23 protein-coding genes are annotated in these 25,410 nt (G+C 56.5%); 2 read left to right on the forward strand and 21 right to left on the reverse strand.

The genetic code is table 11. The features are described from left to right. From KGZ89_08790 to KGZ89_08805, 4 genes are all read right to left on the reverse strand, one after another. The coding region (locus tag KGZ89_08790; protein ID MBS3974946.1) for a NapC/NirT family cytochrome c at window positions 1-261 on the reverse strand (261 nt) is incomplete at its 3' end. 184 nt (window positions 262-445) lie between these two features. Continuing rightward, the gene (locus tag KGZ89_08795; GenBank protein ID MBS3974947.1) at window positions 446-1,627 is read right to left on the reverse strand and encodes a methyl-accepting chemotaxis protein; all 1,182 of its coding nucleotides are present in this window, start codon (window positions 1,625-1,627) and stop codon (window positions 446-448) included. 538 nt (window positions 1,628-2,165) lie between these two features. Beyond that, window positions 2,166-2,468, reverse strand: a complete 303-nt coding sequence (locus tag KGZ89_08800) for a DnaJ domain-containing protein (protein MBS3974948.1) — start codon at window positions 2,466-2,468, stop codon at window positions 2,166-2,168. A gap of 22 nt (window positions 2,469-2,490) precedes the next feature. Then, the gene (locus KGZ89_08805) at window positions 2,491-4,527 is read right to left on the reverse strand and encodes a transglycosylase domain-containing protein (GenBank protein ID MBS3974949.1); all 2,037 of its coding nucleotides are present in this window, start codon (window positions 4,525-4,527) and stop codon (window positions 2,491-2,493) included. 109 nt (window positions 4,528-4,636) lie between these two features. Between KGZ89_08805 and KGZ89_08810 the strand changes: the two genes are divergently transcribed. After that, the gene (locus KGZ89_08810; GenBank protein ID MBS3974950.1) at window positions 4,637-5,038 is read left to right on the forward strand and encodes a VanZ family protein; all 402 of its coding nucleotides are present in this window, start codon (window positions 4,637-4,639) and stop codon (window positions 5,036-5,038) included. Between the two features lie 10 nt (window positions 5,039-5,048). Here the strand turns inward: KGZ89_08810 and KGZ89_08815 are convergent, their stop codons facing one another. From KGZ89_08815 to KGZ89_08880, 14 genes are all read right to left on the reverse strand, one after another. Then, a complete protein-coding gene (locus KGZ89_08815; GenBank protein MBS3974951.1) occupies window positions 5,049-5,693 on the reverse strand; it encodes a hypothetical protein in 645 nt (214 codons plus the stop codon). Beyond that, window positions 5,683-6,255: a sigma-70 family RNA polymerase sigma factor gene (locus KGZ89_08820; protein MBS3974952.1), complete on the reverse strand. Its 573-nt coding sequence runs from the start codon at window positions 6,253-6,255 to the stop codon at window positions 5,683-5,685. The genes KGZ89_08815 and KGZ89_08820 overlap by 11 nt, the downstream gene beginning before the upstream one ends. A gap of 72 nt (window positions 6,256-6,327) precedes the next feature. After that, the gene (locus tag KGZ89_08825; GenBank protein MBS3974953.1) at window positions 6,328-7,434 is read right to left on the reverse strand and encodes a PilT/PilU family type 4a pilus ATPase; all 1,107 of its coding nucleotides are present in this window, start codon (window positions 7,432-7,434) and stop codon (window positions 6,328-6,330) included. A gap of 83 nt (window positions 7,435-7,517) precedes the next feature. Beyond that, window positions 7,518-8,558 carry a C40 family peptidase gene (locus KGZ89_08830; GenBank protein ID MBS3974954.1) on the reverse strand — a complete coding sequence of 347 codons (1,041 nt, stop codon included), beginning with the start codon at window positions 8,556-8,558 and terminating at the stop codon, window positions 7,518-7,520. A gap of 177 nt (window positions 8,559-8,735) precedes the next feature. Beyond that, a complete protein-coding gene (locus KGZ89_08835) occupies window positions 8,736-9,245 on the reverse strand; it encodes a peptidoglycan-binding protein (protein ID MBS3974955.1) in 510 nt (169 codons plus the stop codon). After that, window positions 9,242-10,756 carry a GGDEF domain-containing protein gene (locus tag KGZ89_08840; GenBank protein MBS3974956.1) on the reverse strand — a complete coding sequence of 505 codons (1,515 nt, stop codon included), beginning with the start codon at window positions 10,754-10,756 and terminating at the stop codon, window positions 9,242-9,244. The genes KGZ89_08835 and KGZ89_08840 overlap by 4 nt, the downstream gene beginning before the upstream one ends. Then, window positions 10,753-11,271 carry a chemotaxis protein CheD gene (locus KGZ89_08845; protein ID MBS3974957.1) on the reverse strand — a complete coding sequence of 173 codons (519 nt, stop codon included), beginning with the start codon at window positions 11,269-11,271 and terminating at the stop codon, window positions 10,753-10,755. Before KGZ89_08845 ends, KGZ89_08840 begins: the two co-directional genes overlap by 4 nt. Beyond that, window positions 11,271-11,882 (reverse strand): chemotaxis protein CheC, encoded by a 612-nt coding sequence (locus KGZ89_08850; GenBank protein ID MBS3974958.1) that lies wholly within the window; start codon window positions 11,880-11,882, stop codon window positions 11,271-11,273. Before KGZ89_08850 ends, KGZ89_08845 begins: the two co-directional genes overlap by 1 nt. Beyond that, the gene (locus KGZ89_08855) at window positions 11,882-13,816 is read right to left on the reverse strand and encodes a chemotaxis protein CheA (GenBank protein ID MBS3974959.1); all 1,935 of its coding nucleotides are present in this window, start codon (window positions 13,814-13,816) and stop codon (window positions 11,882-11,884) included. Before KGZ89_08855 ends, KGZ89_08850 begins: the two co-directional genes overlap by 1 nt. Then, a complete protein-coding gene (locus tag KGZ89_08860; GenBank protein ID MBS3974960.1) occupies window positions 13,813-14,916 on the reverse strand; it encodes a chemotaxis response regulator protein-glutamate methylesterase in 1,104 nt (367 codons plus the stop codon). The genes KGZ89_08855 and KGZ89_08860 overlap by 4 nt, the downstream gene beginning before the upstream one ends. A gap of 4 nt (window positions 14,917-14,920) precedes the next feature. Beyond that, window positions 14,921-15,292: a response regulator gene (locus KGZ89_08865; GenBank protein ID MBS3974961.1), complete on the reverse strand. Its 372-nt coding sequence runs from the start codon at window positions 15,290-15,292 to the stop codon at window positions 14,921-14,923. Further along, window positions 15,267-15,782: a purine-binding chemotaxis protein CheW gene (locus KGZ89_08870; GenBank protein ID MBS3974962.1), complete on the reverse strand. Its 516-nt coding sequence runs from the start codon at window positions 15,780-15,782 to the stop codon at window positions 15,267-15,269. The genes KGZ89_08865 and KGZ89_08870 overlap by 26 nt, the downstream gene beginning before the upstream one ends. 8 nt (window positions 15,783-15,790) lie before the next feature. Further along, window positions 15,791-17,104, reverse strand: coding sequence for a HAMP domain-containing protein (locus tag KGZ89_08875; GenBank protein MBS3974963.1), 1,314 nt, complete (start codon window positions 17,102-17,104; stop codon window positions 15,791-15,793). Between the two features lie 61 nt (window positions 17,105-17,165). Further along, window positions 17,166-18,008, reverse strand: a complete 843-nt coding sequence (locus KGZ89_08880) for a protein-glutamate O-methyltransferase CheR (protein MBS3974964.1) — start codon at window positions 18,006-18,008, stop codon at window positions 17,166-17,168. A gap of 69 nt (window positions 18,009-18,077) precedes the next feature. On the opposite strand from KGZ89_08880, the gene KGZ89_08885 reads away from it, so the two are divergent. Next, the gene (locus KGZ89_08885) at window positions 18,078-19,115 is read left to right on the forward strand and encodes a L,D-transpeptidase family protein (protein ID MBS3974965.1); all 1,038 of its coding nucleotides are present in this window, start codon (window positions 18,078-18,080) and stop codon (window positions 19,113-19,115) included. A gap of 45 nt (window positions 19,116-19,160) precedes the next feature. Here KGZ89_08885 and KGZ89_08890 read toward each other — a convergent pair whose 3' ends face one another. From KGZ89_08890 to KGZ89_08900, 3 genes are read right to left on the reverse strand one after another with little or no spacing between them, the layout of a single operon-like run. Then, window positions 19,161-22,289, reverse strand: a complete 3,129-nt coding sequence (locus KGZ89_08890; GenBank protein ID MBS3974966.1) for a hypothetical protein — start codon at window positions 22,287-22,289, stop codon at window positions 19,161-19,163. 60 nt (window positions 22,290-22,349) lie between these two features. Beyond that, entirely contained in the window at window positions 22,350-24,422 is a 2,073-nt protein-coding gene (locus tag KGZ89_08895) for a cell wall-binding repeat-containing protein (protein ID MBS3974967.1), read from the reverse strand. 43 nt (window positions 24,423-24,465) lie between these two features. Continuing rightward, entirely contained in the window at window positions 24,466-25,371 is a 906-nt protein-coding gene (locus KGZ89_08900) for a hypothetical protein (GenBank protein MBS3974968.1), read from the reverse strand. Window positions 25,372-25,410 lie beyond the last annotated feature (39 nt).

Here is a 25,410-nt window from a genome sequence, read left to right on the forward strand (position 1 = left end):
TAGCAGAAACTCAGCGGGATTCATGTTGACAGACATGTGACACGAAACGCAGGAGACGTTTGCGTGGGTGGATCTTTCCCAAGCCATAACGCTATCTACCTGAACGGCGTGACAGATATCAGCGCAAAACCAGTTGGTGGAGGTGACCATGAGCGCGAAAAGGATAAAACCTGCCAGGAAGAAGGCCGCTGTCGCTGTCCAGATGATATAGCGTGGCCGTCTCTTCGGATCCTTGAATCCGGCAAGTGATATTTTTTGCATACAAGCCCCTCTTCAATTGACAACATCGCCGCTGGCAAGTGAAATATCGCACAAAACTACTGACTCACACGATAACCTATGCTAGTAGCGCATTCAATAACTTGTCCGCAAAATCTCCACAAATCGAAAATACACTTGCGGTGGCCGTAGTCCTTCGCCCTCAGGCACTCAGTGTGCCGTCGTGCTAGGCAGTGTGCCGTCGTGCTAACTTGATCAACAACGAATCGGCTACCCTATTCAGGTCCTCGATAGCAGTAGATATTTGGCGCGACGTCTCGGCGGCCTGTTGGCTTACCTGAGCGACCTCTCGCATCGACAATACAACTTGATCTGATGCGGTACGTTGCTGCTGAGTCGCGATCGAAATCTGCTTGGCGGCATCGGTGGTACCCTCGGCCCGACGCACAATTCGATCCAGGCATTCAGCGGTGCGCTGAGCCAGCATTTTACCCTCGTCGACCTTGTGGGTTGTCCGCTCCGTTGACATGACTAGCTGAGAGGACGAGGTCTGGATCTCATGAACCACGCGACCGATCTCCTGCGTCGAATCCGTGACCGAATCGGCGAGCTTGCGTATCTCTTCGGCCACGACCGCGAATCCCTTGCCCGCCTCTCCCGCCCTTGCCGCCTCGATAGCAGCATTCAGCGCAAGGATTTTCGTCTGCTCGGCGATATCATCGATGATAACTAGTACGCGGCCGATCTCCTGGCTGCGCTCTCCAAGAACCAATATTTTGTCTGACACCTGTTGGGTGCTGATTCGTATTTCCTCGATGCCTTCCGCAGTGTCCAGAACCGAACGCATGCTATCTTCCACGGTCGCCAGCGTGCTCTCAGCCGCTGTGGCGACTGTGGAAGAGTTCTCCGCAATCTGCTTTGAAGTTTGCGCAAGCTCTTCTACGGTAGCCGAAGTTTGACTGACCGCTGCTGCCTGCTCTGCGGCGCCGGATGCCTGTTGCTCGGTAGCCGCAAGAATTTGTGCCGTCAACGCTCGTATATCCGTGTTTGCCGAAAGCGACTGATCTAGCAGATCATCGACTTTGGTAAATAGCTTCAGGGCCTCTTGCTGAATATCGTCAACGGATCCTCCTGAGATACTGGCATCAAGTGCCCCTCGTGCACCGGCGGTCTCCAGTAGGCCAGACAAAAGAGATCTGCTTGTACTGACGGTCACGTACGTGCACACCAGCCCTAGCACTAGCCCTGCCGCTATACACAAAGCCCAAAAAGCCACGTGGAGCATATCGCTTTTGGGGGTGACGAGTAGGGATGCGACGAGCGAAAAAATCACTCCGATGGCGGTACCGGCAAGCAGCATTTGAATTAGAAGTCGGCGCCCCGTAACTGAACTTATGATAGCTCGCAAGGTGATCTCCTGTCCTTATTGCCTAAGTAGGCTAATCTTACCAATTGACGCTCGGGCATGGTTAGAGTGCGTGACTATATTGTATAACCATACCCTGTAGGGTATACTGCTGCCGTGTTCAACCCTGGCCTTATCCAACGTTAGTTACCTGCCGCTTAGTAGAGGGAGCCGCCATGTCTCAAGGATTACCGGTGACCGTCGAGGTGTTTGATCGGCCTTCTGGCAATGCCTGCGCTCAGCTCGGTTGAGGTCCTTCATGGTCTCCGGAGGAGATCGTCTCCATTATCGCCCAGGAACTAAAAAGTCGCTTCGGCAGTGCTGCCCAAATCATCTACCGCGACCTGTCTGACACAAACGTGGCAAAGTCACACGTAAAAGCTGCCGAGGAGATCGAGGTAAAAGGGCTTTTCTTTCCAGTAACATTCATCAACGGATCTCCATTAAATGACGGCTCGGTGTCGTACCCCTTAATCCTCAAAACCGTTACAGGCATGCTAAACAACCTAAGCGATTGAATGCGCGAACCCCTTTTTCCCATTCAGCGCCGTAATTCGCCTCTCACCTTTTCAAGGAACAAACCCACGAGGCCTTCCTCCATAAACTTATCCCAGGACGATACCTCGTCTGCCGCAATGCGTGATCTATCATACTCCTTACGCTTTTCCGGATTACCGAGAACTGCATACGCCTGATTTATGCGCTGCATTTGCCTGTTCGCCTCGTCAGCATCGATCCCGTTGACCCGATCAGGATGATACTTCAAAGACAAGGCTTTGTACGCCTTACTGATGACCTCAGGCTCGGCCGCCGGATCAACCTGCAATACCTTGTAGTAGCTCAATCTAGCATCCTGTCATCTACGCCTAGTGCACCGTACATACGCCACTCGGTACATCCTCGGCCTTCAAATAGATTTCTTGAGGATCCGGACAACCAGCCACCGCGATTCTAGCGGACTGAGGACATATGGTCACTGGTTGCAATGCGGCTGCCGCCTCGGTGGCTGGCACACTTTCGCCCCCCTCCGAAGTTGCGACGCCACTACCTTGTGCTGGAGCTATAGGTTTTTCGTGAACGAGAATAGCTCGAGAGACGAAGCGGTTCCATATCTGAGCAGGAAGGCTGCCACCGCTTACTGGCGCACCCCTGACATTGGTCATGTCAATCTGGCCCTCTCTGTGCCCAACCCAAACGCCACACACAATATTGTCGGTATAACCGACAAACCAGGCATCGCGATAGGACTGGGTTGTTCCGGTCTTACCGGCGACCCAAACGCCTGGAATATTCGCCGCCGCCCCCGTTCCGGCCTCTACGGTACCCCGCAGCATAGAGGAGGTCAGTCGCGCCACAGATTCTTCTACAGCGCGCTCCGGAGAGGCCGTCGGCTCCCAAATCAGGTTCCCCTCGCTGTCGGTAACCTTTGAGACCACAACTACAGGCATCCTGGTTCCGCCGTTGGCAAAGGTTCCATACGCCGAGGTCATCTCAAGCGGAGAAACCCCAATCTCCAACCCGCCGAGCGCAATAGCGGGATTAGCCTCCAAAGGGCTGGTAATCCCGGTGCGCCGCGCCATATCTACGACACTCTCTGCGCCCATGCTCATGATCAACCGAGCGTATACCGCATTTATCGACCAGTTGGTCGCGGCCCGGAAGCTAACGCGAGGGGCGGTAGCCTCATTTTCGTAGTTGTTGACGACCCATGTTCCGTCGGTCACCTGAACCGTATATGGGGTGGCATCAAATATCTGATCGGGGTTAACTCCCCGCTCCAATGCCTCGGCAAGTACGAATGTTTTGAACGCCGAACCCGGCTGACGGCGACCCTGCGTGGCGAGGTTGAACTGGTTTTGCGCGAAATCGCGGCCGCCCACCATGGCCAGCACCCGCCCGGTGCTGTGATCGATTGCGACAATCGCGTATTCCGGATCACTGACCCCTCCGAGCAAACTCTGCGCGGCGGTTTCCGCTTCTCGTTGGAGCGAAGGCTCAAGCGTAGTATGCACGCGAAGCCCACCTGTAAAAACTTGGTCTTTCCCAATCTCATCTATGAGTGTCCGTTTCACGTGCTCGACAAAGTACGGGGCAACACTCGGGGCATTCACCTGTGGCGCAAGTGTGATCGGCTCTCCACTAGCAGTGCTTTTCGCCTCCGACGAGATATATCCAAGCCGCTCCATGCTCGACAGAACCCGATTGCGCTGTTTTAGGGCGGCTTCCGGCTCGTTGATCGGCGAGTACCGCGCCGGTGAATCTATAAGTCCTGCGAGAACAGCTGACTGAGCGAGCGTCAGCTCCGATGCCGGGACGCCAAAAAAGCGACGTGCCGCCGCTTCGACTCCGTAGGCGCCGTGGCCGAAGTATACGGTGTTCAGGTACATGGCAAGCACATCTGACTTCTCTACCCGAACCGATAACTCATACGCAAGCATCACCTCTTGTGCTTTCCGCACGAGGGTGCGCCTCTCCTCAGGAAAGAGCATCTTCACTACCTGCTGGGTGATCGTACTGCCTACGATATCCTGCGCGCTGTCATCCGCCGAAGATCCTCCCAGTCCAATCGACGAGAGGATAACGTCGATGCTTACTCCATGATGCTCGAAAAAATATGGATCCTGAGTGGCTACGACCGAATCGCGAAGCGACTCAGTCATCGACTCGAGCGGCACTACCGTCCGATCCTCGCCGGCATGCCACCTTGCAAGCACCGAGCCGTCAGCCGCATATACGACAGAGGTCTGGGCTGTCCTGAATACCTCGGGGCCATCCGCAAAATCAGGCAATGTTGTGGACAGCTGATACAGATATACCCCCGACGCGGCAAGGAAGAGGGCCACTGCGACAACTACCGCAAATACGACTTTAAGCACAATCTCCATGCGCCTGGAGGCGGTCACTTAATCCCTCCTGCATAGCGGCGAATCGGGTAAACTAAACGCCCGGAAATACTCTCGACCACACGATCTCTTTCGATACGCTCGATGCCCGAGAAGGATGCCCTGAATTATGTTACCACGGCATGCGCCCAAACGCCTGATTCATATCGCACCCAGAGTGCTCCTCTGGATGCCGTCGTTTCTTTGGGCCGGGGTAATCTTCTGGCTGTCTTCCATCCCTGGAACCGATCTGCCTCCAACAGGTTTTAGCTCGCTGGCGCATGTCGTCGTTTACCTGATCTTGTCGGCCTTGATTTTCATCGCGCTCAGGCCCGGAGCAGATCGTGCCTCTGCGATATGCCTGGCGATACTGTTGGCCTCGGCCTATGGAGTGACCGATGAGATTCACCAGTCTTTCGTCCCAAACCGGACACCAGATATTGCCGATTGGGGATTCGACACTATAGGCGCTGCAATTGGAGCCTGGCTAGGCAGACTCGTGGATGAAAGACTCGCCGCCCGGAAAAAGTAGCTGCCGTGCGTTAATCTTCGGGATAGCCGTTTCGGTGCCCTCGGTTGGAGCCAGAGGGCTCCCGACGCTCGATCTCGCTCTTTTCCTCGATCTCCTCGTCCCCGTCGCGATACTGGCCGGATGCGGGCTCATCGTGGTCCTCAGTAGGCGCAGCTTCATCGTAGTAGTCCTCGCCATAGCCCCTGGGTTTGTCGGAAGCCCCTTCAGCCTCTTCCGAAGCCGGCTTACCGGGAACGTTAGCGGGATCTTTTGACTCGTCGGGCTTTTCGCTCGCACCAGATTCTTCCTCGCGCTCCATCGGCTTGGGGTCTGGCTCTGGAGCCACTTTTCGTTGTGTGGGCTCATCCGGCAATCTCTCGGCGGAAGGCAATATCCGGCCGATGCCGACGACGGACTCCTTCACCGGATACAGAAAATCACCAGGCTGCGAACGAGAGACGGCGTAAGCCGTTCCGCCGAGAAGAGTCATCGCCGCAAGAATCATAGCGGCAAGCTGAACTACCGCCACCCTCCTGTATGCCACAGGTCTGACGCCCGCCCTGTCCAGGCGCGTGACAATGCGGTGACGCAGCCGCTCACGCACATCCAGTGGCATCTCTTCGGCGGCAAGGCGCACCTTGGCCGAAAGCGCGGGATATCTTTCCCTATATTTCATCTTCAGCTAATTCCTCGATCATGTCAGCCAACCGCTTCATCGCACGATGTTGAAGCGCCTTGACAGAACCCTCTGTTCTTCCCAAAGACCTCGCCGTTGTCCTGACATCCATATCCCAGAAAAACCTTGCGACGATCACGGCGGCCTGGTCGTGTGTGAGGTTCAATATGAGAGCTTTGACCATCTCGGCGTCCACCTTCGCAACGATCAGTTCGTCCAGAAGGATAGGGTCCTGTATAGGGTAAAATTCAATGTCCTCGACAGGCTCTGGTAATCTTCCGGCTTTCCTGTAGTGGTCGATGATCGTGTTGTGCGCAATTCGGAATAACCAGGCTCCAAATCCGAATCCCTGCTGCCGATAATCAGACACTGCCTCGAACGCCTTGAGAAACACCGTACCCGTAATGTCCTCTGCGTCCTGAGGAGAGCTTGTTCGCGCTCTGACAAACGCATACACGCGATCGGCATAGTGATCGAATATCGATCCGAAAGCATCGACATCACCCCTGATCGCCCTCTTTACCAGCCTATCAATATGCCTTGCTTCTCTCCAGTTGCTCACTAAGTAGGCTCCGCAATAGATAACGTAGCCGCAAGGCAGTTGGTTACGGCTAGGCGATGAATAAGTTTGATATCAGTAGACGCCGCTCTCGGCAGCTGAATGGGGATCGATGCCGAGTTGCCTGATCTTGATTTTGAAATCGTGCGCATTGTGAGCCATCGCTATCGCATCGTCCAAGGTGATAAGGCGCGAAGAGTAGAGCCTTACCAGACTCTGATCGAACGTCTGCATGCCATAGTAATCGCCTTCATCCATGGCATCTCTGATCATGTAGGTCTTGTCGGGATCCAGGATGTACTCCCTGATGGTGCCGGTTGTCACCATAACCTCAACAGCGGGCACCAAGCCGCCGTTGATCGAAGGTATCAGCCTCAAAGACACAATACCCTTCAGCGTCGAGGCCAGCATGAAACGGATCTGTTTTTGCTGATATGGAGGGAAGAAGTCGATTATCCGGTTGATCGTCTCGGTGGCGTCGATGGTGTGCAGGGTCGAAAGAACGAGGTTGCCAATCTCGGCTGCTGTTATCGCTGCAGCGACGGTCTCGTGGTCGCGCATCTCTCCGATAAGGATCACGTCAGGGTCCTGGCGCACGACATGACGCAAAGCATCGGAGTAGCTATCTGTATCGATCCCGATCTCGCGCTGATTGACGATGCACTTCTTGTCTTGATGCAAGACCTCGATCGGATCCTCGATGGTCACAATATGACCTTCGCGCGTCGAGTTTATGTGATCTATCATGGCGGCCAGAGTAGTAGTCTTGCCCGACCCGGCGGTTCCAGTTACAAGCACCAGTCCGCGAGGTTCCTCGGCGAGAGCTCTGACTACACCGGGCAAGCCGAGTCCCTCGATGCTCTCTCGCTCCGTAGCCACTCGACGCAGAGTCATACCGACGCTGCCTCGCTGGTGAAAAACGTTTACTCGAAAACGCCCGACCCCGGAAAGTGAGTACGCAAAGTCTATCTCACGATGGTTTTCGAACGATCGCACCTGGCGCTCGTCCATTATTCCCATGGCAAGCAACTGAGTATCCTCGGCTTTCAGTGCCTGAAAGCGCTCGCGAAGCACCACCAGTCGGCCGTTCTGGCGTATGGCCGGTGGGCTCCCGGCCTTCAGGTGCAGGTCCGAGGAACCGTACTCTGCCATGATCTTTAGTAATCCGTCGATCTCAGCCATGATCAACCATCCCGTTTCCTACGTCTCTTGTGCTACAGGATACAACACAATCAGGACTACGGAACCTGTGCGTCGAGCGAACTTTATGGACGGGATGCTCCAACAAAGTCCCTGCGTGTCAAAGGATCAATGCTGACGACATCTCCGGTGCGCGGAGAGTGAATATACCTTCCCCCGCCAACATAGATTCCGACGTGATGAATCGGATTGCCGAAGAAGACTAAGTCTCCGGGCTGAAGATCATTGCGCGAAACCCGCTCTCCGACGCGTATCTGCTGCCTTGAGACGCGTGGCAGGTTGACGCCGACCTGGCGAAAGACAAACTGCGTGAAGCCGCTGCAATCAAATGAGTTCGGGCCTTCCGCCCCCCATCGATAAGGTGCTCCGAGGTAGCGTTTCGCTATGTTGACAACTTCGCTGCGTGGGGCTCTGGTTGGTGGCGGGAACCTGCGTCCTCCTGGCTCGGTGGATGACCGCGCCACAGAAGCACGCAAGACGGCCAGTGCGCGGGCCTCCTCTTCACGCTCGAGCGCGGCGATCTCAGCCTCAAGGCCTGTCAGCATTCTCCTGCGCTCATTTAATTTGGATTCTATAGTCGCCCGGCGCGACTCCATCGTCTGAACTACGGCTTTGGCTTCGGCTTCCTTGGTAACAAGTTCGGCCTCGTAACGCTGTGCCTTGATTCGTTCTTCCTTGAGCTGGGCGACGTTTCTGGCTTCCTGCCTGTTGATCTCTTTTAGCATCTCCCAGGTTGCAGATAACTCACCAAGATCATCGGTGTTCAAAAGCACCTCGACAAAGTTCAGGGGTCCACGGCGATACATCGAATCTGTGCTCTTCGATAATACCGTCTGAAGCTGCTCGATTCTGGCATTGGTTTCGGCGAGGGCCTTGCGTGTGCTTTCGATCTTCCGCACAAGGTCACCATGAGCAACCCTGGCCTCATTGTGGTCCTCTGCAGCCAGAGCAAGTTGCCTGTCAAGCTCATCCAGTTGAGCCTTGACGCGTCTGGCTTCCTCGCGTTTTTCAGATATGTTGGGATTCGCGGCCACTGGAGCCACACTTAGCAGCAGGACCAGAACAGCGACGGTTGCAACTTTGAAGATCGAAAGAAAAAATTTCAATGGGATTCCTCCCAGTCGAATATCCACATATTATTCATCGGGTGTGCCGACGATTATACCAACTAGCCACTCGTGCGACCAGTAAAGCATATTTCGGGCCAACCCCTGATGCGGCCGCCTGCGCAAAAGTGGCGTAAATCCACTATACCCCGTGCTCCAGGGCCTACTTCGCCCGGGTCACTTCGTGTCGATGTCAACGCGATCAAAAGGCGTCAAGGCAGCCTTGCCATGCCAAAGATGTCGTAGCGCCATAAGCTCCCTGACGGTCTCCGGGCCAAAAATTCCATCAACATTGTGACCGCAACTGCGCTGAAACTCCCTTACGGCCCTATCTGCGTGTGCACCAAATATGCCATCGTTTTGTCCTGCAGAAAACCCCAGCACATTCAGCGCTTCCTGAAGCGTCTTGACATCTGATCCGTGGAAGTGTGGCAGTCGAAGATAGAGCATCCTGTCACCCAACGTAAAAGTCGAATCCACCAAGGCAGCCCACGTCTTGTGGTCGACCACTCCGTCATCCTGAAGGCTGTGCTCGGCCTGAAACGAACGAATGGCCTCCATCGTCTTGCCGAGAAAGACTCCGTCGACGCCCGTTCTGCCCAGGTCGTAGCCGAGCGAAAGCAGGCGTCTTTGTACGTCTTCGACAGCGGGGCCCCTCGCCCCGGGTAGTATCGGCTTCACGCTCAACCTGCCACCCTGACGCGGTTCTTCCCCTCGCGCTTGGCCACATACATCGCCTTGTCGGCCTCATCAACGAGGGTAGATGCCTTGCTGGCATGAGCCGGATATGCCGCCACGCCCGCCGAAACGCTCTGGTGTACCGGCGGAATCCCCTCTCCGACGACGAACTGCGTCTCCTCTACTTCTTTCCTGATCCTCTCGGCCACTGCCAAAGCGCCTTCAGCGTCAGTTTCGGGCAGCAGAACTACGAACTCCTCACCACCGTATCGAGCCGCTATGTCCATCTCCCGCAAGTTGTTGCGAATCGCGGCACTCACCGTTTGAAGAACCCTGTCTCCCCTAGGATGCCCATACGTATCGTTGAATGATTTGAAGTTGTCGATATCCAGCATTATCAGAGCCAGTGTGTGGCCGAAGCGCTCAGCGCGGCCGAACTCCTCCTCAAGACGCTGGTGGAAGTGGCCGTGGTTATAAAGCTCTGTCAGCCGGTCGGTGACGGACAGGCGCTCCAGCTCATCATGGAGTAGGGCGTTGTGAACCGAGATCGAAGATTGGCTGCCTATCACGCGTAGCCTTTCTGCCTCAGTAGCGCTCATCTCCCTGTGGAAAGCAGACCCGATCACCAGCACACCTAGCACCTGGTCCCCGACTCCTAGGGAAACCGCCGCCTGCGACCTTACACTTCCGGGCTCCACCAGCCAGCCTGCCGACTCTGAATTGTAGGGCACATCGGATTCGTAGACGCTTCCCTCTCGAAATGCCTTGCCCAGTATCGTTTCTCTTGTCGAGATCACAGGCCTGAAGTGATCCTCGGATCTTCCCTGAGAAGCGGCGAGTCTTAGCGTCCAGTCATCTTTCGATAGCAAGTACACACACGATATCTCGGCACCGAGAATTCCATTGGCGCCATCTACAATCAGGGAACAGACGTCGTCGATGCCGCTAAACAGTGTCAGCGCTTTAAAGAACTCATGCGTGAAGAATATCTCGGCGAGCCGCCATTCGAGCTCCTCGTTGGCTCGCTCAAGCTTTTCCTGGTTTATCTGCAAGTTGCGTTCGTGGCTCCTGATCTTGTCGTAGGCGATCTGCAACTCCACGAACAGCTTCTCTTGCTCCTCTCCGCGCTTCTTTGCCACCAGAAGATCCCATATCAGGTTGGTTCCTGTGGCTCCGATCAGCTCGGTGCCCGAGGGTCGCTGAGAGCGCAAGGCGTTGTATATCTCGGGATCGCCGGAGATGTCGATGATCAAACCTAGAGACGGCAACTGATATATCTCAGTGAAGTCTCGTGTCGTGTAAACCCCAATATCTTCGGCAAGGCGTATGGCGGGCGCAACGGAATTGCCGCAGCTTACCGCCAGAACATCGATATTATCCACCTCACTGAGCAGTCGCAAAATCGAGGCAGCACGAAGATTGCCGCCGACAATAGCGACCCCGAGCCTTTCTGCGCCGGTGTCGCTTGCCGAGGCAAACGATGAAGGCAGGTTGCCCTCTATGCGTGTGTCATGAATCATAGCCTCTTCACACCATAAAGATAACTTCGCACTAACAGTACTCCGGTGTCCAGATGTAACTCTACAGTTCGAGCGTGACGCTCGCCTATATCTTCGGCAAGTAGGGGTATTTTCAACAGTGCCAGCTGTTTTTTTACTTCTTCAACGTTGCGCTCACCGACACTGGCCAAAATACCATCGGCCTGAAACATCGCTGCGCCACCGGCAATTTTGGCTACCAAGCGCCGGCGAGGGGATCCGGCGTTCCTGAGGTCCTCCGCCATCTTACCGATAGCATAGATTGCATACCTTGCAGAGTTGCCTGGCAGTGCTACTCGTGGCGGAGCTGGTAGCATCACATGGGCCATCGCTCCATGCTTGAGTGTAGGGTCCCAAAGTGTCACAGCCACACAGGATCCCAGCGCAGGAGTCATCAGGTAATCAGGATGACGTGCATACGCCAGCTCGCCAAGGCCAACCTCGACTCTGACTGGAGCCTCAGCAGCATCGAGAGATCCATCGGGAAGCATCGACATCACTTTACTCCCAGTCGCCCAAGAATCACCTCAAGCCCCGCGGAGTCCGGAAGGAAGAAGGGTGCGCCATCGACCGAAGTCCCCTCGTCGCTGAATCTGGTGCGCACCAGAATTGCCTGGTCGGAGCTCAGACTCGCCTCGAGGGCCGCAACCTGCAAGATGGCACCAGCCATGTCCAGGGCAAACATCGGGCTGGACGGAAGTATATCCATGTCCGTAAGACGGGCAATCGAGGCAATGTAAGCGGCAATCAGTACTGATGCGGTGTGGGTTACCTGCCTTTCTTCCTCGTGCCCAAAGGTCCTGGCGGTGCCTATGGTGCGACCACGCATCAGATCGACCAGCGCCAGTGAAGACTCCCTGTCAACCATAAACAATATGTTGCCCGAGATGTCCCCAAGAATTCTCGCGTAAACGGCGCCGACCAGCCTTTCCGGTCCACCAAACACTTGAGGAACCTCAGTACACGGAACGATTTCAAGGGACGGAACGGAGATGTCGATCTGCTTGCCTGTCAACTGTGATAACGCTGTTGCGGCATGTCCTGCCCCTATGCTTCCGATCTCTCGAATAGCGTCGAGTTGCAGCTCCGTCAGCTTTGAAATCTCCATTAGTGGCCCTCTCCATGCAAGAACATCGTCCTTGGGTCCAATATCAATGCAACACTTCCATCCCCAAGCACCGTAGCCCCACTGACACCCCTCACACTCCGAAACACCTGCGCTAGTGGCTTCACAACGGCCTCGATCCGCCCCCCAAGCCCTCCAACCACAAGTCCACGCTTTATCCCATCGGCATAGTGAACAAGCACCACGTGCTCCCCTGCTTCCACCTTGCCCCCGCGTGAAGAAAGTCCGAGCAATTCATCGAGACGCGACACCGGAATTACAGACCCGTCCCTACCGATCAGCACCGGCGCACCATCGATCGTGTCCAGCCGCACTCCGTCGGGTCTCATGACTTCATCTACATGACTGATCGGCAACGCAAACACCTGATTGTGAGCTATCACTAGAAGCGCCTGTATAATCGCGAGTGTCAGGGGAAGCGAGAGCTCGACGGTTGTGCCCACTCCCAATGCAGATCTAACCGACATCGAGCCGCCAAGATACTCGATCTTGCCCTTTACGGCATCCATGCCAACTCCCCTACCCGACACTTTTGTGGCCTTCTTGGCGGTTGAAAACCCGGGCACGCATGTCAGCAGCAAGATGTTTTCATCGGTGTACTCATCGTATTCCTCATGGTTGACCAGCCCCAGGTCACATGCCTTCTTCCACACTCGCCCTGCGTCAATTCCGCCACCATCATCACTTACGCATATCTTGACAGTATCCCTTTCGCGCTTGGCCACAAGGGATATAGAGCCTTTTGCGGGTTTGGAGGCGGTCCTACGCTCCTCGGGCGACTCGATCCCATGATCGATGCTGTTGCGCAAAAGGTGGACGATTGGGTCTCCGATCTCATCAAGCACGGTACGATCAAGTTCGATATCGAGCCCCTCCATACGAAATGCTACCTCTTTACCCAGATCCCGCGCCAAATCACGAACCATCCTTGGAAACCGGTTGAATATGTTGTCGACAGGCACCATACGAGTGTCCAGCACTTCATATTGCAGCTCAGATGAGATTCGCTGGAGCTCCTCGGTGGCCTCAGCGAGCTCTTTGCTCCCTAGCGATTTTGCAATGGCCTCAAGGCGAGAGCGAAAGATAATCAACTCCCCGACGAGATCGACCATCGAGTCAAGATGACCGATTGAGATTCGCACGGTCTGAGTCTCCGAGAGCTTCGGTATCTCGGTGCGACGGCCCAAGGCTTTCGGGCTCCCGGGGTCTGCTTGCCCTTCAGTTTCCTCGGTAGGCGCGACAGCATGCGCCGTAACCTGGGCCTTTTCCACCTCCGTGACCTCTTCGATCACCCTGATGATTTCGGCGGAGGGGCTGCTCGTTTCCAGGATAACGGTAAAATCCTGGTCGAAACGCTCGTCTTCGAGATCTCGAACCGAGGGTACGGTATCGACTATCGTCCCCATGTAAGAAAGCCGCTTCATAACCATGTAAGAGCGCACGGCCTTCAGTACGCACTCCTTGTCGAGCGTAACAACTACGGAGTAGAGGTGTACGTCCTCCCCGGAAGTGTTCGAATCCTCGACTTGAATCTCGCGCGTCGCCATCTCAGTTATCCGCTGCATGATCTCCTGGGCAGCGCTATAATCCGTACCACCCTGCGATTCCTCGTCGATCAGTCCTCTGACGACATCAACGGCCTCCAGCATCAGGTCGACAAGCTCTGAGTCAACTGGCCGAGTCCGCTTTCGAACGCCATCCATGAGCCCTTCCATCCTGTGGGTGAGCTCAGCGGTCATCTCGTAACCCATAGCGGCCGACATCCCCTTCAGGCTGTGGGCTCCTCGGAAGATTACCTCCACCGGCTCAATATCCTTGGGAGACTCCTCAAGCGTGAGCAATCCGCCTGTGATCGCTTGAAGATAGTCGGCGCTCTCAGATAGGAAAAGATCGCGATATGCATCCATGTCACTCACGATGCACCTCTTGCCTTGATTGATTTTCGGATTTCAACAGCAACCTGCTCCAGCGGGACCACATACCTGGCCGCGCCCGAACGCACAGCGGCGCCTGGCATGCCCCAAACCACGGAGGTCTCCTCATCTTGCACGATAGTCGTACCGCCCGCGTCTCTTACCTCCAGCATTCCTTGAGCACCGTCGTGTCCCATGCCTGTCAATACCACCCCGATCGAGCGTTCTTTGAACTCACGCGCCACACTTGCGAAGAGAGGATCGGCCGCAGGCTTCACTCCATGCTGCGAAGGGCCGTCATTTAGCTGGATCCGAACTCCGTCGCCCGACTTCTCCACGCTCATGTGCGCGCCATAAGGCGCTATGTACGCTCGGCCCGCAAGGACAGGCATTCCGTCCACGGCTTCGGAAACCGGAATGCCGCTAACATTGGAAAGGCGTCGGGCTAGCGAAGCAGAAAATCCCACCGGCAGATGCTGAACCATCAAATAAGCAGCAGGAATCGAAGGTGCCAGACCCGATAGCACCTTTTCGAGAGCGTTCGGCCCTCCCGTCGAAGCGGCAATCGCAACCAGCGCGGAGAGTTGGGGCGGGCCTGATACCCTTTCTTCACCATTCCTCCTCGGTAGAGAGCCCGCCTTGGCCCATTGGGAATCCTTGCCCTCAGGGCGGGATACTGTTGCCGCGACCTTTGCTGGATCTATCCGATAGGCGACACGAATCTTCTTCAATAGGTACTCTGACAGCTCATTCATCGTACTGGCGATACCTTTTTTGGGCTTACAGACGAAATCTACAGCCCCTGATGACAGCGCCTGGTATGTTGAGTCTGAATCGCTAAGTGAGCTAAGCATTATAACCCGCGCATCACATTGTCTCGTCAAGACGGGCAGGGCCTCCAGGCCGCTTAACTCAGGCATCTCAATGTCCAGCGTAATTACATCGGGCTGTCTCTCCATCGCAAGTTCGATCGCCTCTACGCCTGTTTTCGCGGTACCGACGATTTCAATGCGCGGATCTATCGACAGCGCCCGCGTGAGAATCTGCCGCGTCAACGCAGAATCATCTACAACCAGGACCTTGATTTTGACCGGTTCTCGCATCCAATCACGGTATCCGTAGCGCCAGGCACTTGTTGACGGTCTCCAATACCTTCGCCGGCTGAAAAGGTTTTACCAAAAAATCCATCGCGCCGGACTCGAGTGCCTCCACAATCATTTTCTGCTGACCCATCGCGCTAACCATCAGTATGCGTGCGCGCGAATCACTCTCTCGAATAGCCCTCAGAGCTTCCAGTCCACTCATCTCCGGCATCGTGATGTCCATGGTAACCAGGTCGGGCCTGACTTCCCCGTACTTTTCCACCGCGTCGCGACCGTTAACCGCCTCATGGATAACAAATCCCTCCCCCGACAGAATGTCGCGGATCATCATTCTCATGAAAGCAGCGTCGTCAACTACGAGAACGGTCTTGGACATCGAATTCACCTTCCAACGCAACGGTCTCGCCCAAATGCACGTATTCAACTCTCGGTACAGCGCGATCCAGGTTCATCAATATAACTAACGCTCCATCTCGATTCGCCACTCCATCGAACACTTCCAGGCCCTCGGCGCCCAATACTGCCGCCGGAGCCGCCTGGATCTGATCCCCGCGAATCTCGGTGACCTCATTGGCGGAATCTACCGCAAGCCCCATCAATCCCGCGTCGCCTTCAACTACAATGATCCTCGAGCCCGAGCCAGGCCTGAACCTCTCACGGCCCAACCGGCGGGCGACGTCGACTATCGGGATCACCTTGCCACGCAAATTCAACACTCCCATAATTGACTCATCGCTTTTAGGTACCGGCGTCGGCTGATCGAAATGGACGATGCTTTGCACCTTGCCGATCTCTAGGCCGTACTCCTCGGCGCCAAGCCGAAATATTACGTATGTCCCATCGGTATGTTCTGTCGCGCTCGACATATATATCACTAGACCTTGAACTGTTTTACTGCCTCATGAAGCCTGGCAGCCATATCGGAAAGCTCCTGCGCAGCCGAGGCTATCTCCTCCATGCAGGCAGTCTGCTGCTCTGTGGCAGCGGCGGTTTCTTCCGCGGCAGCGGCATTCTGCTCGACGATAGCGGCGATATCATGCATCGAAGTATCCACCGCCGTGGTGCTGGAGACCTGATCCGACATCGCTTTTGCAATCTGCTCGGCCAAAATCGCGGTGCGGGACACTACGTCGGTGATCTGCCGAAGCGCTTCGGCAGAACGTCCCACGACCTCGCTGCCGCTTTCCACCTCACGCGTGCCAAGCTCCATATACTTTACCGCGCGCGCGGTCTCTTCCTGCACTTCCTTGATAAGCTCACCAATCTGCTCGGCGGCCTTGCCCGAGCCCTCGGCCAACTTCCGAACCTCATCCGCAACGACCGAGAAGCCGCGACCTGATTCACCAGCCCGTGCAGCCTCAATCGCGGCATTTAGCGAGAGCAGATTGGTTTGATCCGCTATCGAAGTTATCACGTCTACGATCGTGCCTATCTCGCTGCCGCGCTTACCGAGAATTTCGACTGACTCAGCCAGGATCTCAATGGCCTGCTGGACCTCACCTATCTTGACAATAGCCTCTTCGGTAGCCCTCTGCCCTGTAACGGAGACCCTCGCGGCCTCCTCACTCATCGCCGCCACCTCCTGAGCCTGGCGCGCAACAACATCTGTGGTCCTGCTGATAGTCTCCATGGAGTGGGTGGTTTCTTCGATCTTGTGGGACTGAAGCTCCGCGCCATGGGCGATCTGCTGTACGGACGAAGATATCTCCATAGTCGAAGACGATATCTCCTCTGAGGATGCAGAAAGCTCATTGGATGCGGAGGAAACCGCCTCGGCGGATACGTAAACCTTGCCCGCGATGTCAGCCAGTGACTCAATCAGGTGGTTGCACTCTTCTGCGAGCAGTCCGATTTCATCTTTGCGCACAACTTCGACTCGTTGACGGAGATCGCCCTTTCCTACTTCGACCATCACGCCACCGAGATCCCGCAACGGGGATAAAATACGCGACTTAAACTGCCATCGCCAAAGATACGTCCCCGGGACAGAAAGTATCATCATAAATATCGACCCAGCGACTATGATCGGAAGCATCTCCGAAAGGGTAAGCCCAAGCCACCACCAGGCGAATATAGCTGACAAGATCAGCCCCGTCAGAACTGGAGGGCCGATAGTTGCCCATGTAAGCATGGTAAATGCTAGCGAAAGGCCCCCCTTGACTACGCTACTCCTGTGCTCTGCTGGCATAAGCGTTGAACCTCCTCAATCCGAAAATTTCACACTCGCTCCCCTTTGAGCGCACACAAAATCAAAAGTTACTTGGCTTGCGATAGATCCTCTCTTTGCCATTGACGAGAAGAAACTCGCTTGTCATTGATGCGCTCATCTTCTCACTTCTCCCAAGGACAAGATACCCCCCTCGCGAGAGAGCTGACCAGAAACTCTTCAGGACTTTCTCCTGCTGCTCCTTATCGAAGTATATAAATACATTGCGACAGAAGATAACATCGACCATGCTGACTGGCTTGTCGGTGAAAAGATTCATCTGACGAAACTTCACGTGCTTTTTCACTTCAGGGTTGATCTGAAATCTATCACCGTCCACTTGCAGATATTTTACCTGAAGGCGCTTGGGAATGTGCGACAGTTTGGCAGTGGCGTACGTCGCCTGCTTGGCAGTCGCAAGGGCATTGGGATCCAGGTCCGTCCCGAATATAGTGAAGTTCAGGTTGGCGTCTTTATTGCGTAGGGCCTCCATAAACGACATTGCCAACGAGTAGGGCTCTTCTCCTGTGGCGCAACCAGCAGACCAAACACGCACTATCCTATTTCGCGACCTGATCTTATCCTCAATAAGCGAGGGCAATATTTTTGTGTTGAAGGCTTCATAAACCACCGGGTCGCGAAAGAAATCCGTGACATTTATGGTAAGGGTATCCATGAGCTTCGCATACTCATCCGGATGGCTGGTCAGATGGCTCGCGTACTGCCTGTATGAGTGCAAGCGCAGCATCCGCATTCGCGCGGTTATGCGCCGCTCTACGTATGCTCGCCGATATGGCTGGAGGTCTATGCCCCCATCTTTGTTGATCTTCTTGAGCAGTTGGTCGATGTTGCCTCGATAGACCTGCTCGGCTCGCAATCGCTCCACAAAGCCTCCTCTTGCGACATTCTTTGTATTGCATAGTAAAATAATCCAACAAACTGAAAGGAACGCAGTATGAGCGCTGATAATCCTGCATTGCGCCTGTTGGCTGTCGTGCTGTCAGTTCTTTTGCTCGGGATGTCGGCCAGCGTGGCACTGGCTATTGCCGAAGACTATACCAGTCAGCGGGTAGTGCCGGAAAACACCTGGCTTTTCGATGGAACACCAATATCGGGGCTGACCAGAGAACAGGCCAGCCAGGCCATAGCGCAACGAATGGGACCCGCAGGCAGGCCGATAACCATACACAGTCCGAAGGGGGCCTACAGAGCGAGCCTCACTGACGTCGTCAACACCGATATCGAGGCGATGCTTGACGCAGCGTGGGATCCGACGCTCTCAAAAACGCTGGCCGAGCGATTGCTGGTCGGCGCTACCGGCGATCATCCCGCAAACACTATTCTGCCAGTCCTCGAGGTAGATGAAGCTAGACTTGAAGGGGATGTACGAAGAGCTGCGGCGCGCATAGATACCCCACCCGTGAACGCAGCTATCTTCATTGAGAATGGCAAGATAGTTAAGCGCAACGCCGAGAGCGGGCTTGAGGTCGACGTCGCCGAAAGCGTCGAAAATATCTCCCGGATTTTACTGACAGGCGTAAAGAGGGCGCCTTTGGTTGTCGATACGGTAACTCCCAAAATCGAGGATTCGGATCTCGGCGATACGATCGTTGTCAGATTATCCGAGCGAAGGCTCTACCTCTATGACGGCATGGAGCTCGAGGAGACCTACCGGGTAGCCATCGGAGCCCCGGGGCACTCCACTCCTCGCGGAACATGGGAAATCACCCGCAAGCGGCACATGCCGACCTGGAGAAACCCCGGAAGCGAGTGGGCCCGTGAAATGCCCGCGGTAATCCCCCCGGGAGCGAACAACCCGCTGGGCACCCGAGCGCTTGACCTAAGCGCTAACTTAATACGTATCCATGGGACGACAAAAAATTACTCGATAGGAACAGCGGCAAGTCGCGGATGCCTCAGAATGCACCGTTGGGACGTCGAAGACCTTTTCGAGCGAGTCGAGGTCGGTACCCCGGTCCTCATCGTGCGTTAGTCGATACGCTGTGCGCATTGCGCCGCCCGAAACCCATTGCGAAGATCAGCGAGAGTAGCTTCTGATCCCGCCAGCATGGCACTGGGTCGAACACGTGCCGCCCGCGGGCGAATCGCTCCAACCCAGCCCGTGCCGAATCAGATGCTCATTCACGCGCGATCCGTGCGACACATGACAGCTGGCGCATGAAAGCCCGGCGTCATTGACGTGCAACCTGTGCAATCTCGGCTCGACCAGAGTCGCGCCACGGAAGTTGCTCGTCGACTCCGGCAACAGATCCTCGGCGCCCGTGAAATACACGGTGTACCTATGGCAGCTATAGCACAACTTGGTCTCCTCGGCGGAAGGAACGCCCAGATACGGCCTGCCGAGCAACGGCGCGGTGCTACTGTAATGCGGGCCGGCAGGCTGGGCAGGATCGCTGTTTCCATGACAATCCACACAGTGCAGAACTGAGGAAGTCGTCCACGCGGGAGTGGCAGGCACAAAGGAGCCTGTAGTGTTTTCGGCGCGGGAAGTGCCGGCCGCGATCGGGTGAAACGACGGATTGTGGATGTTGAATTGCATCGCAACATCATCGGGGCCGCCGGGGGCGCGGTTCCATCCGGAGTGGCACTCGAAGCAGACTTCGTGCTCGTAGGCGACACCTTGGCGTTGCGTGTAAGTTATCGTCGAGGTCGAGGTAAACTCGGTCCTCACACCCCAGACCCCCTTCAGGCGTCCGTAGACTTCAGGCGCTACAGCGGCAGCCGGAGACGGGGTGCTTGTCGCCTCATGCGCGCTGTGGCAATCCGCACACTCGACATGCAGTTCAAAAGGAGCGGTCTCGGTCGATACGTGCGCGGTGACAAGCGCGGCAGGATCACGGGATACCGACACCGGGTGTCTCGAAGCACCCAAGCCGCCCAGGTCGACAAGCGCGATCGCCGGAGTGTTTCCGGCCTTCTCCGCTCCCCCGCCACTGTATGTCTCGGGAGGCGTCAAGCCAGTGCCGGCGGCATTGATGCCAAACACCTGAACCGAAGGTGGAACCTGGTTGTCCGTCCTCGCAAGTCCCCAGGAACCGGCATTGCCAACCACCAGTTCGAGGCGTCCATCCGGTGCCGAGTCAACATCGCCATGCGCCAGCGCGGCCGACCCGAAATGAAGCCCTGTGTCGTATGCGAGCGGTGGGCTAGTCAGGCCAGAGGTGGCATGCCTCTCAAACACGTTGATCGAGCTCATGCCTGCGTTGTTGCGCAAGGCCAAAACGGTCTCGGTGCCGGCAACTGCCGGAAGTACGTCAGCAATGAGGGTGTCCCACCCGCGGGCATCCGGGGCGCCAGAGTGTGGGTACGAACCCACCAAGCCTGTAGATGGACTGAATACCGAAACGCCGTAGGTCGCCTCCAGTGAGTTCGCGATCGCTATCTCGTTTCCGGGCGTGGCCGCGCTGGCATCTCCGATGCTCGGGCCTCTCGGACCGCCAAGTACGCCATCGGCAGCGACGTAATGACGCACCGGCAGGGTACCCAGTGTTCCGGGGGACAAGATCGATTCGGTGAAAACGCTTAGCGATGGCCCACTTAGTGCAGTGATAACGATGTCGTCCCTATCGGCGCGAGTTAGGCGTCCGACAGTAAGCCCGGACGCATTATCGTCCAGGGCAATACCGCCTACGACCTCCTGCAAGGTGTCAGTCGCGGCGTCCCAGCGATAAACCCAAAGCGAGCTGTTCGCCGTGGCCTCGGCGGAACGTGAAACGACGAGTACTTCCGGCCTGCCCGAGCCGTCGAGCAGCACATCACCGATCGCTACAAGTGTAGGAGTGGTTGTTATCGAATATGTCGAGACGATCACCCCGGCAAGCGGATCCGGTGTTGCGACAGCCAGCCGTCTAGCGACGGAGTCGGCGACGATGAGCTGATTGATCCCCAATCCCCTGATGTCGCCGGCGGCCATGTCCGCAGCCACACCTGGAAGGTCATACTCCCGCGGGCCGACCAGATCGAATGGCAATGGACCTGTAGTCTCCTGCGAGTAAAGCGCCAGCCGGTCAAAGACCTCCGGGTTTCGTCCCGCGTTATATGCGACGGCCACCTCCAATTTGGGGCTGGCGGCCACGGGGAACTTGAATTGAGCCAGATCAGCCGCCGCGGCGGCCACAGGAGAACCACTCGAATGGCATGAATCGCAAAGGGCTCGCCCAGGGGCTTCGAGAAGCCTGGGAACGGTTTGCCCTGTCGAAAGCGGACGGCCCATCGGCGCGTGACAGCTCTGGCATTCACCGACGGTACGACTGGAGTCCGCGGACGGCCACTCACCTGCGATCGTTATCGTCGCCGGTGACATTGCATGGCCGGAGAATTCATACCGGGCACGCCCAGGATAGGTAGCCTGGCCGCCGGCATGACAGACGAAGCAAAGGGTGCGGTTGTTCTCCGAGATCGTCTGGGTCGCGGGCGCCGCGGGTGGAAGAAGGGTGGTCCTGATGAGGGGTGCGATCTCCGAGCCATGGGAAGCGTGGCAGTTCGAGCAGGTCACACCGGTACCCGAGGCCGGAGCGGTCATCTCGGCGGAATGTGCCGTCCTTCGCCAGACCTCGATTCCGCTCCACCGGCTTCCGGGGCGAATGACGTGGCAGGCGGCGCAAAACTCGTCGCCCGCGTTTATCGTGGCCGTGCTGCCTTCACTGGCGACCACGCTCAACAAGGCCGGGAAAGGATCGCCCGCCGCCGTGCGCTCGCTACCGTGACTGTCATGACATGAGCTGCACCTTTTTGGCGAAGGCCCGAAGTCAGACGGAGACGGCGCGATCGAGTGCGCAGAGGAAGAAATGAACGCCGACTGGACGTCGACCTCCGACCCAAGGGCATCTAACCCGTGGCACGAAAAGCAGAGTTGTGTGTCTGCCGCGCCTGTGTATGCGCCGACTATTAGTGCAGTTCTAGTGGTATCCCAGGGGCGAGCGGGTACAGTTCTCGTAATGTCACTGGCCGCCGTATGGGCTCGGTGGCAAATCGCACAAGCGTCAGTCTCCAATTCGGTGGGCACGTGAGGAGGCAGCATGCTTGCCTCGGCCAATCCTGGGCCAACGAGGAGCATGGATAATAAGACGCCGGCGAAGAGGCCGGCGGCCAAAATGCTTTGTACTTCTACCTTACCCCAACGCACGACCGGACACCGTCGCATCATCCGCACCGTCCTGTTGTGATCAATCGCGCTAAAAGCACCGGTTTACAGGTTATGATTCTATCACGGCGAGGCGGCACTGACAGCCTGCTCGCGAACATGTTCTGTAAGAACCATTTCTCCTCCTATAAGCCGGATCTCTTTGATTTTGCCGACATTGCGGTGAAGCACTGTGCGGGCATCTTCGTGCAGTACGGAGCTTTCGGTCAGAAGCAACACCGATCCCGTATGACCCTGCAGGACACCACCTGCGAGCGCGTCCGGAAAATCACGGCCAGTCGCTAGCGCCACTCTAGAGATGGAAAGTCCCTCACCCAAAGAGTGCTCCGCTATTGCTCGAGCTGTGGCAAACCGATCATCTCCCCCCAAGCGACCTGCGACCTCAATGTTCGCGCCATTGATTCGCGATTCGGTCACTCCGCTCACGACGCCTGTTCCTCCGAGAAGATAGACTCTGCGCACACCGGCTTTTTTCATCTCTAAAATCGTGGTCGAGGAAATTCCGGTGTTTGGGGCCAGGTATATCGGAACTCCCCGCGCCGCCGCCAGAGGCGCCGCGGCAAGCGCGTCAGGGAAGTTTAGTCCCGTCGCGACGAATGCAGTGCCATCCCAAGGCGTACTCCGTGGGGGCGAAACCGTTGCCGAGGCGATCTGATGCGTAGTCTCATATCGATTCACCCCACCCAAGCGCCGGACATTATCCCATCCTAGCAGTCTTATTAGCGTATCTCTCACGCTATCGGAAACCGCGCCCGAACCCCCTACGATGATCGCCCTGTCAGCTTTAAGCTGCCCGATATACGTAGCGACCTCTACCGGCAAAGAAGCCGGTTCGGTGAGCAAAAGCGGCGCGTCCAGCGCGCCGGCCAGCCCGGAGGCCGCGAGCGCATCGGGCCAGTTCCTGCCGGATGCGATGATCACCGTCCTTCGCCCGTCGGGCCCCGGGTTCATCTCGGATGAACCAAAAGTCACCTTCGCCGCCTCTATTGCTGTCAGAAAACGGTCTCGCCCAGACACTCTTAGAGGCAAAGGCGGCTGCGGCGCAGGTGGGGCGCTCCAGGTCAATCCCCCGTCACTTGTCCGAAAAATATGACCGCTATTTCCAACCGCCACAGCGGTATTACTGTCGATCGCGTATACATCTTCGAAGTTCACATGAGCAAGCAAAGGCTGTGTCGTCGTCCAGCTCAGCCCGGCGTCCGGCGTCCTTAGAATGACCCCGCCGGATCCCACTGCAAAGCCGCTCGTACCACCACGGACGATAGAGACTGCCCTGAGGTCCGAGAAGGTCCCCGACCCGGACGGCTCCCATGTGGCACCTCCGTCTACAGTACGCCGAATCCTGCCCTGAGCACCGACGGCGACTCCGCGGCTCTCATCACTAAAAGACAAGTCGTAGAAGGGCAGGGATCCTCCCGCGAAACTTTGTTCGGACCAGTTCCCGCCATCAAACCGCCAAACCACAGCCCTGTGAGGTTCCCGCAGGAAATCGATACCAACGGCCCACACCCGGCTCGGAGTGACAGCATCGATACCGTAAAAGACTCCAAGCCCATCTTTCGGAAACGGATCAGCGTCCGGTGGTGGATCGTAAGAGCCAGCCAGCAACACGGCCGGCCCCCAATCGCCATGGCCGTTTCGGCTTTCCCAAACCGCCGGCTGTATTTCTTGCGCTCCTCCAACGGCCATGATTGTCGATGTCCCGGCTACCGCGAGGTCATATATCGTTTCCGCCACATAAAACCCGCCGGCCAGATCGGTCGAAACCGGGTTCCAGGATTCGCCGGAATTGGTCGTCGCAAAAACCGCGCCGGCGAAAGTCACCGCCCAGCCCGCAGACGCATCACGAAATCCTATGCCGGTAATGTTATGGTCTGGGGCTTGATGAACCAATCGCCAGCTCAAGCCGCCATCGACCGTTTTCAATATCGTGCCCGATTCGCCCGCCGCAAACCCTGTCGTGGGATCCACGAACGTCACGGTGTTCAGTTTGGCATCTACTGTACCGGAATCCACCGTCCATACCGCGCGGGCATAATCCGGTGGCGTCGCAAATACGCAAGCGGCGAAAACAATCGCCAGCACAAGCAATGGTGTCGCTAAATATCTCCTGAAGTTATGAGTGAGTCCTGGCATCAATGCTCTTCTCCAGCGGTGGCGGCTTTCATCGGCAAACAGCTCACGGGGAAACGGCCTCGGCAAGCGAGATCAGTTGCGACTTGAGGGCGGTCCCATCGGCAGTCACACTCGTACCTTCAAGCGTGATAAGCAGGTCTCCCTGAACGAAAGAGACGATCGCATGCGATCCGTTCGCGCCAAAATACGCAGGATCGCCTTCGACTCTGAAAAGTTCGCCGCCCGTCGGATAGCTGGATCTCATCGAGGTTTCCATTCTTTTTCGCGCCGAGGCCGAATCGTAGAACTTCTCCACCACTATGACCAACGCCCGAAACGAGTCCTGGGAGGTCGGCATATAGTGACGAGTGAGCACGAAAGCGTCCACGAGGAGTTGTTGCCCATTGAATCCCGGCAAAGTGTCCGGAACATAGGGAACAAGCCCGCCGAGAAAACCGGTCTGCCCGGGCGCGTTCGCATCCTCTCCAGGCTCCTGTGTCGCCGGAGGCGTCGCATCCGGCGCCGCAACCGGCGGTGGCGTAGCAGGTGTCCTGCCCGGAGAGCCTCCTGGCCTTACGGCTGTATCCGCCTGGGGAGTATTGCCTGCTTCAACGTCAGCCAACTGCTGGGGGGCTCTACGATAGTTCGGGTCCAAGGCGACGATTTCCGCCAGCTTTTTCCTCGCGCCCTCAAGATCACCAGCCCTAATCGACTTCTGGGCCTCGTCATACAAAGCGAAAAGTTTCCGGTGAAGATCGCAGGTCTCGACGCGAGTGGTTACCTTGTACTGCTCGACCTCATCGGCAGGCACCTCTTTTTCCACGGTGGTGTCCGAGAGGATCTCGCCTTCGGTGCACAATACGATCTCACCGCTCAAGACAGTGACAGTCGGCTGATCCCTGCAACCTGCAAGATTCAGTACCGAGAATGCGAACATCAAGGCAAGCAGAAGCAGTGTGCCGCGCTTCATCCATGCCTCCTTTCGATCAGTTCGCGTCCTGAGTTACGT

Source organism: Actinomycetota bacterium (assembly GCA_018334075.1).
Taxonomy (GTDB): domain Bacteria; phylum Actinomycetota; class Coriobacteriia; order Anaerosomatales; family UBA912; genus JAGXSC01.